Genomic DNA, 12668 nt, shown 5'->3' on the forward strand with positions numbered 1-12668 from the left:
GCCTATTCGAGCTCGTAGACCACCTTGACGCTGACGGAGACGTTCCGGCGGCCGGGGCTGATCGACGCCCTGTCGACGGCCGCGGCGAAGCCGAGGATCGGCGTCGGCGGGGTGACGTTCTGCTCGCTTATCTCCATGACACGGCCGAGCCCGCGGCCCGCGAGCCTGGCGTACTGCGTGGCGCGGCTCTGGGCGTCCCTGAAGGCGGCGTCGCGCGCCAGCCTGAGCGGCGCGCGGTTGTCGGACACTTCGAAGGAGATGCCGTTCAGCCGGACCGCCTCGCCGACGGCGGCCGCCGCCTCCACCACGTCGTCCGCGTCGTCGATGTCGCGCACTATGGCCTCGACGCCCTGTGTGGCCCGGTAGCCCGAGATCGTGGGGTATTCCTTGTACTCGGGCCCGAGGGTCAACTCGTCGGTCCGCAGGTCCCTCTGCGCGACCCCGGCCGCGAGCAGCGCCCGCGTCAGGTCGGCGGCGGCGACACGGGCGGCGGTGAACGCCGCCCCGGCGGTGGGGCGGCGCACCTCGACGCCGGTGTCCAGACGCATGATGTCGGGGGTGGTGGACACGGTGCCCTCGCCCACGATCGTGATCTGAGGGCGATTTCCCTCCGCGGCGGTCACGGAGGGCTCGGAGTCCGCGAGCGCGGTGCCGCCGGACAGACCTGTGAGGAGCAGTCCCGTGGAGACGAGCACGGCCGAGGCGACCGCCTGAGACGTCTTGATCATAAAGTTCATGGCACCACGGGACCGCGGTCGCGGCGGCGAGCGCTGCGTGGGCCCTGTCGTGTCTTGGCCGAATCCCGGACGGGTATTTTGCCGCCGACCGGGTTGGATTCCGGGCAGATCGCGGCGAGCGGGCACGAGCCGGTCCTGGGCGGGCGGACGCGGCCCGGACCTGGGCGGGTGGACGTCGCCCGGACCCGGGTCTGTGGGCGCGGCCGGGGGCCGGACGGGTGGACGCCGTCTAGATCCGGGTGAGCCCCCGCCACCAGCCCAGCAGCCCGCCGTCGCCCTCGATGGCGTAGTCGTCGGGGCTGCGCCGCCCCCAGACGACCTGGAGCAGGTCGGCCGACGTGGCGGCGCGCACGGTCACGGTGCCCGGTTGCAGGGAGCGCCGGCGGTGGAAGCGGTCGGGGTCGAGGGTGATCACCCATCCGGTTCCGGTGTCGGCCTGCAGGGAGATCGTCTCGCCTCCGCCCCTGAGGTCGGCCACGTCCGGGTTCCACCTCACGTACGGCAGGACGTCGAGGAACTCCTCGACCCCGTCGGCCGCCACGTGCTCGTCGATCACGACCGGGACGCCCAGCGCGAGCTCGGCGTCCACCCGGTGCACCAGGGTCTCGTGGAGCATCCGCCTCGACCAGAACCGCACCCGCTTCTCCGCGCCCCAGGTCCACATCGGCGCCTCCGGGTCCTGTGACAGCAGCGCCTCGGGCAGGAAGGTGGCGCCCTCCCCGAGCCAGGCGGCGTAGCCGTCCGGGCCGGCGGGCAGGCCCATGTCCATGGCGTCGCGATCGTGGCGCCGCTCGGCCAGGTCGCGCACCATGGCGGCCACCCACCGGTGCACGCCTCCGGTGTGGGTGACGAGCCTCGCCAGATCCCAGCCGGGACAGGTCCGTACGGAAACAGACATGTCACGTCCCTTTAGGACGTCGGCCATCCGGGCGATCTCCACGGCGCCGGCCGCGGTGTGCTCGGCGTGGGTCCACTCCCTCATGTCAACCCTCTCGCGTGAAGCGCATGAACTGCTTTTCGTACTCCTTGGCGTCGGTGCTGGTGACCAGCAACCGCTGCACCTTCCCGGTGAAGTCGAACACCACCGCCTCGTAGCCGGAGCCCTTGCGCCGCCAGCCCGCGATGTGCTCGTCGTCGTACCAGCCGATGAGCCGCTCCGTCTCGAACGGGATCCGGACCTTCGCCGGGGCGTCGGAGCCGGTGGACCAGACGCAGATCTCCTTCTTGCTCTCCTTGCAGTACGTCAGCAGGGACGAGCCCGACGGGGAGATGTCGTCGCCCTCGACCGTGATCGGGGTGCCCACGTCCAGCAGGGTCTGCAGCACGGTGCCCTGCGTGTCGTAGAAGCGGATGCGCTGGGTCTTGCCGGTGAGCGCCCAGGTGCCGACGGCCCTGCCGTCGCCCCGCCAGAAATAACTCCACTTGCCCGCGTCCTTCTCCTTCACGCGGACGACCTTCGCCTTCTTCGTGGCGACGTCGATGATCGCGAAGCCGTACTCCTTGCTGATGTCGCCGACCGCCTCGTAGAGGGTCACCAGGCCGCGCCTGCCGTCCGGCGACCACTGCGGCAGCGTCGGGTAGATCGGCGCCTTGGTGATCCTGATCCTACTCGCCGCGCCGGATCGATGATCGACGATCGACACGATCGCGTAGCTCTGCGCGTCGTACATCCGGTCGGTGGCCAGCGCCTGGGTGCCGTCGGCGTTGACCGTGTACTGGAAGTACTTGCCGTTCTTGACGAACCGCTCGGTGCCCCGCTCGCGGACGTAGAGGGTCTTGTCCCAGTCGAGGCTGTAGGAGCTCAGCTTGATCGGGTCCCGGTCGCTCTCGTGGAGCGTGAGCGAGCTGCCGGGCAGCTTGATCGTGCTGCCGGCCTCCGGTACCGCCGGAGCGGTGGGAGCGGGGGTGTTCGCGGCCCTCGTACTGCCCGCCCGGGTGGTCCCCGGCGTCTCGGTGGTGCCGCGCAGCGCCAGCACGACGCCCCCGGCCACGAGCGCGGTGACCAGCAGGCCCCCCACGACCGCCGGCCACACCCCGCGCCGGGCGGGGGCCGCCTGTCCCGGGTACGCCGGTGCCGCGGGGTTGCGGTACGGCGCCCCCTCCGAGGAGGGGTAGGTCGCGGGACCACCGTAGGGCTGGTGTCCGGGCTGTCCCGGATATCCCGGCGGCGGGTGCCCGGGGCCCTGCGGGGGGTGGCCGCCCGCGTAGCCGTCGGGGCCGGGATGCCCGCCGGGAGAGGACCGGGTGTGGGGCGGCCCCTGCTGCGGGAAACCGTGGGGCCCGGACTGCTGGACGTGCCCGGGGTCCCGGGCGTGACCGCGGGGGTCCGAGTGCTGGGGGTACGGGACGTGACCACGCGGATCCGAGTGCTGGGGGTACGGGACGTGACCACGCGGATCCGAGTGCTGGGGGTACGGGACGTGCCCACCCGGATCCGAGTACTGAGGGTGCGGGACGTGACCACCCGGGTCCGGCTGCCGAGGATGCCGGGCCTGACCGGTGGGGCCGCCCTGCGGGCCCGGTGCCGGGTATCCCCCGCCGGACCCGCCCGGCTGGGCGAACGGCTGCGGCCCGGAGTGCTGCCGGTGGTCCCACCGGGCACGGTCGTCGCCGCCCGGACTCCGCTGCCCGTACACGGTGTGCCCGGCGTCGTTCCCGCCCGGGCCGGGGTCGCTCCCGTCCGGGCCGGTCCGCTGGGCCGCGGCGGCCGAGCCCTCGGCCAGGATGCCGCGCGGCGCGGTGGGCGGCGCGGCACCGGTCACGCCGCCCACGTCACCCGGGCCGCCCGCGTGGCCGAGCAGCCGCAGCAGCGCCTCACCCGCCGCGGGCCGCCGGGCGGCGTCCTTGGACAGGCACTGCCCGACCAGGTCGCGCAGCGCCGGATCGGTGATCGCCCCCAGGTCCGGCTCCATGTTCATGATCCGGTTGAAGATCGCCGGAAGGCTGTCCGTGCCGAACGGCGGCTGCCCGGTGGCCGCGAAGACCATCGTGCAGCCCCAGGCGAACATGTCGGCGGGCGATCCCGCGTTCTCCCCGGCCAGCTGCTCGGGGGTCATGTAGGAAGGGGTGCCGATCGCCATCGCGGTCAGCGTGGAGGTCCGGTCGAGCGCCTTGGCGATGCCGAAGTCGATCACTCGGGGGCCGTCGGGGGCCAGCAGCACGTTGGACGGCTTGAAATCGCGGTGCACGATCCCCGCCTGGTGGATGGCGACGAGCGCGGTGACCGTTCCGATCGCCAGGCGGTGCAGGGCCGCGCCCTCGCGCGGGCCCTCGGTGCTCACGACCGCGTCGAGCGTCGGGCCGTCGATGTACTCGCTGACGATGTACGGGCGATGCCGGTCGACCCCGGTGTCGATCACCGCGGCGGTGCAGAAGGGCGCGACACGCCGGGTCGTGCTGACCTCGCGGACGAAGCGTTCCATCGCCTCCTCGTCCTGCGTGAGATCCGCGCGGAGCAACTTGACCGCGACGCGTGCCCCCGCCGGGGAAACGCCCAGGTAGACCGTGCCCTGGCCTCCCTCGCCGAGCCTGGCGGTGAGCCGGTACTCCCGCACCTGCTCGGGATCCCCGGACCGCAAGGACGCGAGGTCCGCCATGGTGACACCCTTCTCGCGCGATGGATTTCCGGTCCCATTGTGGGGGCAAAGGGTCACAGGACGTACATCAAATCGCAAGCCGGACAGCCACGATGGCGCGTTCCAGACGGCCTCGCGAATCGCGGGGAAAAGCCGGGTGGGAAGGGCTTCGCGAGGACCTCTCAGAGGCCGGGCGCGCCCCAGAGGGGGAACCAGCGGCCGAGGTCCGGCTCGATCTCCAGCTCGCCGCCGATCGCGCCGCGTACCTGCAGCTCCAGCGCGTTGTCCCTGCGCTGCGCCTGCCCTCCCCCGTACCCGGACGCCCGCCCGCCCTCCCGCTCGGCGGGCAGCGGGGCGAACGGGTAGAAGGTGCCCTGCTTGTAGAGGTAGACCAGGGCGAGCCCGCGACCGTCGGGGGCGGCGAAGGAGACCAGTGAGCAGAGCAGGGAGGGGCCGAAACCCGCCGCCTCGAGGGAGGAGTTGACCGCGTGCAGGTCTGTGACCAGGTCACCGAGCGTCTCGGGGGCCCGGCGCACCAGCAGCCACGTGTAGCCGAAGGAGTCCTTCGACACCTCCACCGGGGGGCCGCCTCCGGCGTCCAGCAGCTGGGTGACGTCGCGCTCCAGCTCGGCGAACGCCCCGCCCTCGGCCGAGCGGAAGCAGACCGCCCCCACCCCCGTCGGCGCCAGGTCGGTGGCGGCCTGCAGGGTGACCGCGGCCGAGGGCAGCGCGAACAAAGCGTCCAGGTCGGCCCTGGCCGGCTCGCCGCGCCCCATCAGCGCGTCCCACCAGCGCATCGGATCACTCCCCCTTCACGTCCCCGTACGGCCAGGCGTCCGGTCACCCGCCCTGCCCGAGCTGGGCGGAGATCCTGCCGAGCTGCTCCAGGCGCCGCTCCAGCGGCGGGTGGGTCGCGAAGAGCGCGGCCAGGCCGGCCCTGCCGGACAGTGCCGGCGCGAAGAAGAAGGCGTTGAACGGCTCGGCCTCGCGCAGGTCCTTCGTCGGGATGCGGGCCATCTCACCGCTGATCTTGACGAGGGCGCTGGCCAGGGCGGAGGGCCGCTGGGTGAGCAGTGCTCCCGCGCGGTCGGCGGCCAGCTCACGGTAGCGCGACAGGGCACGGGTGAGCAGGAAGCTCACCGCGTACACCAGGACCGAGACGAGCAGGATGATCACGCCGATCGGCAGGCCGCCCCGGTCGTCGCGCCCGCGCCCGCCCAGGCCGCTGTAGAGCGCGACCCTGGTCATCAGCCCGGCGACGATGCCGAGGAAGGACGCGATCGTCATGACCGCGACGTCACGGTGGGCCACGTGGGACATCTCGTGGGCCAGCACGCCCTCCAGCTCGCCGCCGTCGACGCGGCGCAGCAACCCCGTGGTCACGCAGACCACGGAGTTCTTCTGGTTACGGCCGGTGGCGAAAGCGTTCGGGACGTCCGAGTCGGCGATCGCCACCCGCGGCTTGGGCATGTCGGCCAGCGCGCACAACCTGTCGACCATGCCGTGTAGCTCCGGGGCCTCCTGCGGGGAGACGACACGTCCGTGCATCGCGAACAGCGCGATGCGATCGGACATGAAGTACTGCACGAGCAGGATGCCGCCGGCGATCAGCAGCACCACGACGGCCCGGACGCCCAGCGCGATCAACACGGCCACGAAGACCACGTAGAGCAGTCCGAGCAGGAACATGGTGACCACCATGCGCCTGGTCAGGCCCCGGTCCGGGGCGAACCGGGTTTGTGCCATATGCCCAAGCTAGCCGGGAATCAGCCCTTCATTGCCGAGCATCTCCCGCACTTCGTCCATGGATGCGTCGGCCGGAGGCAAAATCAGCTCCGAGGACTCCAGGCTGTCGTCGGGCAGCGCCTTGCCGACGTGGCGGACCTTGTCGAGCAGGGCGTGCAGCCGCACCCGGAAGGCCTCCTCCTCGCCGGCCTCGATGGCGGCCTCCAGCTCGGCGTCCAGCGCGTTCAGCACGTCGAGGTCTGCGGGGGCGATGTCGATCTGCCCCTCCCCCATGATGCGGACGATCACAGGCCCTCCCCCGGCTGGCGCAGCTGCTGCGTCTGGTTGGACTGCGGCTGCTCGTGGTGCGGCTGCTGGGGCTGGGGCTGCTGGTGGGGCTGGGCCGGGCCGGGCGTGATCGCGCCCTGCGGCGCGGGACCCTGGCCGAGCTCGGCCTTCATCCGCGCGATCTCCAGCTCCACGTCGTGCCCGCCGCCCATGCGGTCGAGCTCGGCCTGGATGTCGTCGCCGCGCTGCCCGCTGAAGTCGTCGAGCGCGCCGCTGGCCAGCAGCTCGTCGATGGCACCCGCGCGGGCCTGCATGGAGGCGGTCTTGTCCTCGGCGCGCTGGATCGCCAGGCCGACGTCGCCCATCTCCTCGGAGATGCCGGAGAAGGCCTCGTTGATCCGCGTCTGCGCCTCGGCGGCGGTGTAGGTCGCCTTGATCGTCTCCTTCCTCGTACGGAAGGAGTCGACCTTGGCCTGCAGCCGGTGGGAGGCCGTGGTGAGCTTCTCCTCCTCGGCCTGCAGGTTGTCGTGCTGCACGCGGAGGTCGGCGATCTGGGTCTGCAGGCTGCCACGGCGGGTCAGTGCCTCACGGGCCAGGTCCTCGCGGCCGACTCCGAGCGCCTTGCGGCCCTGCTCCTCAAGCTTGCGCGACTGCGCCTCGATCTGGTTGATCTGAAGCTCCACGCGCTTGCGCGAGGTGGCGACGTCCGCCACGCCCCGGCGCACCTTCTGCAGCAACTCCAGCTGGCGCTGATATGAGTAGTCCAGGGTCTCGCGAGGATCTTCCATCTTGTCCAACGCGTTGTTCGCCTTGGACCTGAAGATCAGCGAAAGTCTCTTCATCACGCTCATGCGCGTCGGCCGTCCCCTTCTTCAAGTGCGCTTCGGGTCACCCCAAGTGAGTCCAGCCCCCCGAAAAGCACCGGAGCCACCATAGGGTTCACCCTACGCATAACGCGCGGGGGCGTCACTAAGTTGCACTCCCGGTAGGCTGACGTTGTGTTCCGACGTACCCAGACCACCGCGGACGACTCCCCCGCCTCCGCCAACGATCCTAAGCCTGCGGGCAAGGGGCGTCCCACACCCAAGCGACGGGACGCCGAAGGCCGTCGCCGACAGCCGGTGAACGCCCCCCAGAACCGCAAAGAGGCCTACAAGAACCTCCGCGAACGCCAGGCCAGCGAACGCGTCAAGGCGCGCGAGGGCATGCTGCGCGGCGACGAGCGTTACTTCCCCGCCCGGGACAAGGGGCCCGCCAGGAAGTTCGCGCGCGACTGGGTCGACTCCCGTCGTCTCGTCAGCCAGTACTTCCTGCCGTTCTCCCTCCTCATCCTGCTGCTCACCTGGATCCCCTTCCCCGCGGACATCCGCGGGTACGTCTACGTCGCGGTGATCACGGTCGGCTGGCCGCTCATGATGGTCGGCGTGCTCCTCACCTCGATCTGGGTGTCCTGGAAGGTGAAGAAGCTGACCGCCGAGAAGTTCCCCGACGAGAACCTCAAGGGTGTCGGCTTCTACGCCGCCATGCGGGCGCTGCAGATCCGCAAGCTGCGCTTCCCGCCGCCCACCGTGCTGCCCGGCGGCAGGCCCGTCCCGCCGAAGAACTGACGGCGAAGAACTGCCGGCGGAGCCGGCCACGGAGACAGCGGCGCCCGGCAGGCACCGCGGCCGAGCACGTTCCCGGACCCCGTCCCCTCCACGAGGGGGCGGGGTTCTTCGCGTCCTCGCCGGTTCGCCGACGAACCCCACCCGCGAACCGGACGAGCGTCATCGAACCGGACGAGCGTCGTCCCGGACGACGGTCACTCCTCCGACGGTCGCTCCTCGACGACGGTCCAGCCCAGCTCGCCTCCGGTGACCACCGGTTTCCAGAAACCGACGGACCCGCCGGTCTCCAGGGCGTGCGCCGTCGCCCGCAGCAGGCCGTGGTACGACCTGATCGGAACGCCGCCGGGCTCGAAGTTCATCATGCCCTCGTGATCGGTGTCGCCGACGTCACGTATCACGGAGTCGATCACCAGGTGGTTGCCGCTCCCGTCGGCGCCGAACGGGATCATCCGCCCGTCCCACCACTCCGTCCGCGCGTCGCCGTCGCCCCTGACCTCTCCCTCTATCTCGCACAGCTGCCGCCAGGTGTCACGGATCTCGCGGACCCCCTGGTTCCAGTTGCCGAGGAACCCGAACGGCCAGGTGTCGGCCACGACGGAGGCGCCGTCGTGGCGCAGCAGGGAGGCGCGTAGATCGTCGGGGAAGCGCAGGCCCATCTGAGCCTCGGCGACGGCGATCGTACGGGCTCTGGCGGGCTTGCCCAGCGTACGAAGGCTCGCGGGGGCGTTGGCCTTCAGCCACCTCTCGATGCGGCGCCACTGGCGGTTCACCGCCCGGGTCACCCTCGGGTCGACCGCCCGCACCCGCGCGGTCCGCGCCCGCGGGTGGCAGTCGGCGTCGGGGACCACCACGGGAGTCTCGGCGGTCACCTCCGGGACCGGGATCTCCTCCGGCCGGGCGGGGTCGGCCGATCGGGGATACGGCCCCATGTCGGAATACACCTCTTCGAGCTGGTGGAACTCCTCCGCGTCCCCACACCGGACGTACCGGACCGCCCATTCCCTTTCGCTGTCGGCCGGGTAGCGCAACCCAGGCTCCAGCGGGATGTCCGATCCCGGCTCCAAGGGGGTGTCCGATCCCGGCTCGCACCGCTCGTCCGCGCTCCGGAAGCCGGTCGCCTCGACGGTCTCCACCCCGTTCGAGAAGACCGCGCTCTCCAGGACATGCGTACCGAAGGCGAGCAGGCACAGCCCGATCCCCACGGCGCCCCAGCGGACCAGGCGGCCCCGGGTCGCCTCGTCCAGCGGCTCTCCCGGCCTCCGCGGCCCTCGCTCGAACATCCGCTCGACGGCGGTCCGGACGGCGGAGGGGGGCCTGGCGTACCGCCTGAGATCCTCGTCGGTGGGGGTGCCGAGGATGGGCGCGGGGGGCCATCGCGGCGCGCGCCCGGTTCCGGAGTCCGGCCCCCCGCCCGGGGAGGCGACCCCGGGTCTCTCGATCGGGGAGGCGGCCCGGCGATCCTCCGCCCGGCGCCACAGGCGGGCGACCGCCACGACGACGGCCGCCAGCACCGCCGCGGCGAGCGCGAACCTTACCCTCCGAGAAGTGATCAACCGCAACACGCCCGGCAGGGTATCCCGAATCATTCCGAAATATGGCGCCTACTAATGTCGGACCATGGAATTCCGCCACCTTGGCCGCAGCGGTCTCATGGTCAGTGAGATCAGCTACGGCAACTGGATCACACACGGTTCCCAGGTAGAGGAGGACGCCGCCAAGCAATGCGTGCGAGCGGCACTCGACGAGGGGATCACCACCTTCGACACCGCCGACGTGTACGCGGGCACCAAGGCGGAGGAGGTTCTCGGCCGCGCTCTCGCGGGGGTTCGCCGCGAGTCCCTAGAGATCTTCACCAAGGTCTACTGGCCGACCGGCCCCGGCCCCAACGACCGAGGGCTGTCGCGCAAGCACATCACCGAGTCACTGCACGGCTCGCTGCGCCGCCTGCAGACCGACTACGTCGACCTGTACCAGGCACACCGCTTCGACAACGAGACGCCGCTCGAGGAGACCCTCAAGACCTTCGACGATCTCGTACGCCAGGGCAAGGTCCTCTACATCGGCGTCAGCGAGTGGACCGCCGACCAGATCGGCCGGGCACTGAAGATCGCCGACGAGATGGGCTTCGACCGCCTGGTCTCCAACCAGCCCCAGTACTCCATGCTGTGGCGGGTCATCGAGGCCGAGGTCGTGCCGCTGAGCGAGAAGGAGGGCATCGGCCAGGTCGTCTTCTCTCCCATCGCCCAGGGCGTGCTCACCGGCAAGTACCGGCCGGGGCAGCCGCCTCCCACCGGTAGCCGGGCCACCGACGAATCCGGGGGGAAGAACTTCATCGCCCGGATGCTCAACGACGACGTGCTCACCCGCGTCCAGCAGCTGGAGCCGGTCGCCGCCGACCTCGGCCTGAGCATGGCCCAGCTCGCGGTGGCCTGGGTGCTGCAGAACCCCAACGTGTCCTCCGCCATCGTGGGGGCCAGCAGGCCCGAGCAGGTGCGCGACAACGTCAAGGCCTCCGGGGTGAAACTGGAGTCCGAGGTGCTGAAGAAGATCGACGACATCCTCGGCCCGATCGTCGAGCGCGACCCCGCCAAGACCGTGAGCCCCGAGCGGCGTCCATAGCGCGGTGACCGGTCCCGGTGAACGCCGGAGGCGTTGACCGGGCCTCTCGCGTTCGTGCGCGGGCCTCTCGCGTTCGTGCGCGGGCGTGGACGCTCGTGCGCGGGCGTGGAACGGGAAACGCGGGCGTGGACGCTCGTGCGTGGGCGTGGAACGGGAAACGCGGGCGTGGAACGGAAAAGAACCCCTCGGTTCCTCATCTTCACCGAGGGTCCGAGGGGTTCTCCGTTCATCCGGATTCGCTCCGGTTCACTCCGGGCGCAGCGACATCCCCTCGTACTCGACGCGCTCGCCTTCGAGCAGGGCGACCTTCTCGACTCCGGACTCCAACAGCTCACGCCAGCTTTCACCGAGCCACGACTCGGCATCCGCCTGGCTCGGGAACGTGTCGGACGGCGAAACACCCTCGACCACCTCGCCACCATTCGCGTTTTCGTAACGCCAGCGCCACGTCATGCCATAGCTCCTTCTCGCGGATCCTGCCGGTGCCCCTTGGCGGCTCAGCGAACACTACCTCTCCCGGGCACTCCCGGGCATGAAGGCGAGATCATGACCTCGTGCTCCGCCGCCGGGACGTTCCCGGCACCCCCGGCCCGCCGCGGGGGTCGTCAGCGTCCGCCCGGAGATGGGGGCACGCGGCCTCTCGACCGGCTCCTCGACCCGGCGGGAGACCGGCTCCTCGACCCGGCGGGAGAGCGGCCCCTCGACCCGGCGGGAGAGCGGACGTGAAGATCTTGATCTCCGGCACGGCGAGCGCTGGCGGATGGCCGGCGCCGGACTGCGGGTGCGCCTCCTGCGCCCGTGTCACACCGGGCCGCCGCCCCACCTCCGTGATACTCGACGTCCCGGTGGCACCCGACGGCTCCCTGATGCCCGACGGCTCCCTGATGCTCGTCGGTCCCGGTGGCTCGGTGCCCCTCGACGGTTCGGGGACATCTGACGGCTCCCTGCCTCTCGTCGGCCCCGGCGACCCGGTGCCCCTCGACGGTTCGGGGACACCCGGCGGCTCGGAGGCGCCCGGCGGCCTCGCGCGGCTGCCGCCGACCGGCCCGCTTCCGCCCGGGTACCACGCCTCGGCCGGCCCGGACGGCCTCACCGTCACCACCCCCAGCGGCCGGCGCGTCCTCCACGCCGTTTCTTCCTCTTCTGCCTCGCCCCCGTCCGTCTCTCTCCCGTCCCGCGAGTCTCCCCCGCCCGGCGGGCCTCCGCGCGACGAGCTTCCGCGCGATGAACCGCCGCGTGATGAGCGGGGCGTCAGGGAGGGGGACGCCGAGGGCGCGGAAGGGGCGTTGGATCTGGTGCTGCTGGACGTGCTGGACCGGCCGGAACGGCTTGGGGACCTGCGCCGGCGGGGCCTGGTCGGTGAGCGGACGCACGTGGTGGCCGTCGGTGTCGACCACCGGGTCCCCACGGAGGCGGAACTGACCCGGCGGGCCGCTCTGTGGGGCGTGCGCGTCGTACCGGACGGCACGATCGTCGACACCGGCGAGCCTCCGCCCGCTCCGGTTCCCCCGCCCAGGAGGACCCTGCTGCTCGGGGGGAGCCGGTCGGGCAAGTCGGCGGAGGCCGAACTGCGGCTGGCGGCGGAGCCCGAGGTGCTCTACGTCGCGACAGGCCCGTCCGGCGCCGGCGACCCCGAGTGGCTGCGCCGGGTCCGGGCCCACCGCGACCGCAGGCCCGCGCACTGGAGGACCGTCGAGACCACCGACCTGGCCGGGCTGCTGCGGTCCGCCGGCATCCCGCTGCTGATCGACGGGCTCGGTACCTGGGTGGCCGCCGTCTTCGACGAGTGCGACGCCTGGCCGGGCGGTGACGGCTCCACCCGCGAGGACGGCGGGAACGGCAGGGACGGCAGGGACGGCGGGAACGCGGTCGCGGCCCGGTGCGACGACCTGGTGGCGGCCTGGAGGCAGACCCGGGTCCGGGTCGTGGCGGTCTCCGACGAGGTCGGGCTCGGCGTGGTGCCCGGCACCGCCAGCGGCCGGATGTTCCGGGACACCCTCGGCCGGCTGAACCAGCGCCTCGCCCTGGAGTCGGAGGACACCACCCTCGTCGTCTCCGGCCGCCTCCTCCCCCTCCCCGTCTGATGCCTCCCCGCGAGGCCGACGGCTACGATCGTC

The 12668-nt window shown here is 71.7% G+C and carries 12 protein-coding genes; 3 read left to right on the top strand and 9 right to left on the bottom strand.

Annotation, left to right across the window (positions count from 1 at the left end; genetic code table 11):
* Nucleotides 1-2: 2 nt before the first annotated feature.
* The 7 genes from AB0F88_RS02905 to AB0F88_RS02935 all read right to left on the bottom strand — a co-directional run bounded on the left by AB0F88_RS02905 (nucleotide 3) and on the right by AB0F88_RS02935 (nucleotide 7176).
* Nucleotides 3-728, bottom strand: coding sequence for an SIMPL domain-containing protein (locus AB0F88_RS02905; protein WP_362676681.1), 726 nt, complete (start codon nucleotides 726-728; stop codon nucleotides 3-5).
* Nucleotides 729-966: 238 nt separating this feature from the next.
* The gene (locus AB0F88_RS02910; RefSeq protein ID WP_362676683.1) at nucleotides 967-1719 is read right to left on the bottom strand and encodes a maleylpyruvate isomerase family mycothiol-dependent enzyme; all 753 of its coding nucleotides are present in this window, start codon (nucleotides 1717-1719) and stop codon (nucleotides 967-969) included.
* Between the two features lies 1 nt (nucleotide 1720).
* Nucleotides 1721-4333 (bottom strand): protein kinase, encoded by a 2613-nt coding sequence (locus AB0F88_RS02915; protein ID WP_362676685.1) that lies wholly within the window; start codon nucleotides 4331-4333, stop codon nucleotides 1721-1723.
* A gap of 161 nt (nucleotides 4334-4494) precedes the next feature.
* Entirely contained in the window at nucleotides 4495-5109 is a 615-nt protein-coding gene (locus tag AB0F88_RS02920) for a hypothetical protein (RefSeq protein WP_362676688.1), read from the bottom strand.
* Between the two features lie 43 nt (nucleotides 5110-5152).
* Entirely contained in the window at nucleotides 5153-6058 is a 906-nt protein-coding gene (gene htpX, locus AB0F88_RS02925; protein WP_362676690.1) for a zinc metalloprotease HtpX, read from the bottom strand.
* Between the two features lie 9 nt (nucleotides 6059-6067).
* Nucleotides 6068-6346, bottom strand: a complete 279-nt coding sequence (locus tag AB0F88_RS02930; protein WP_350947458.1) for a hypothetical protein — start codon at nucleotides 6344-6346, stop codon at nucleotides 6068-6070.
* A complete protein-coding gene (locus AB0F88_RS02935; RefSeq protein ID WP_344746178.1) occupies nucleotides 6343-7176 on the bottom strand; it encodes a PspA/IM30 family protein in 834 nt (277 codons plus the stop codon). Before AB0F88_RS02935 ends, AB0F88_RS02930 begins: the two co-directional genes overlap by 4 nt.
* A 147-nt stretch (nucleotides 7177-7323) precedes the next feature.
* On the opposite strand from AB0F88_RS02935, the gene AB0F88_RS02940 reads away from it, so the two are divergent.
* Nucleotides 7324-7932, top strand: a complete 609-nt coding sequence (locus AB0F88_RS02940) for a DUF3043 domain-containing protein (protein ID WP_362676693.1) — start codon at nucleotides 7324-7326, stop codon at nucleotides 7930-7932.
* Between the two features lie 194 nt (nucleotides 7933-8126).
* On the opposite strand, the gene AB0F88_RS02945 is transcribed toward AB0F88_RS02940, so the two are convergent.
* On the bottom strand, nucleotides 8127-9494 hold the full coding sequence (locus AB0F88_RS02945; RefSeq protein WP_362676695.1) for an SMI1/KNR4 family protein: 1368 nt from the start codon (nucleotides 9492-9494) through the stop codon (nucleotides 8127-8129).
* A 55-nt stretch (nucleotides 9495-9549) separates the two neighbouring features.
* On the opposite strand from AB0F88_RS02945, the gene AB0F88_RS02950 reads away from it, so the two are divergent.
* A complete protein-coding gene (locus tag AB0F88_RS02950; protein ID WP_362676697.1) occupies nucleotides 9550-10551 on the top strand; it encodes an aldo/keto reductase family protein in 1002 nt (333 codons plus the stop codon).
* Nucleotides 10552-10797: 246 nt separating this feature from the next.
* Here AB0F88_RS02950 and AB0F88_RS02955 read toward each other — a convergent pair whose 3' ends face one another.
* A complete protein-coding gene (locus tag AB0F88_RS02955) occupies nucleotides 10798-11004 on the bottom strand; it encodes a hypothetical protein (protein ID WP_362676699.1) in 207 nt (68 codons plus the stop codon).
* 269 nt (nucleotides 11005-11273) lie between these two features.
* On the opposite strand from AB0F88_RS02955, the gene AB0F88_RS02960 reads away from it, so the two are divergent.
* Nucleotides 11274-12635 carry a bifunctional adenosylcobinamide kinase/adenosylcobinamide-phosphate guanylyltransferase gene (locus AB0F88_RS02960; RefSeq protein ID WP_362676701.1) on the top strand — a complete coding sequence of 454 codons (1362 nt, stop codon included), beginning with the start codon at nucleotides 11274-11276 and terminating at the stop codon, nucleotides 12633-12635.
* Nucleotides 12636-12668: the final 33 nt, after the last annotated feature.

The organism is Streptosporangium sp. NPDC023963, from assembly GCF_040639135.1.
In the GTDB taxonomy this organism is placed as follows: Bacteria; Actinomycetota; Actinomycetes; order Streptosporangiales; family Streptosporangiaceae; genus Streptosporangium.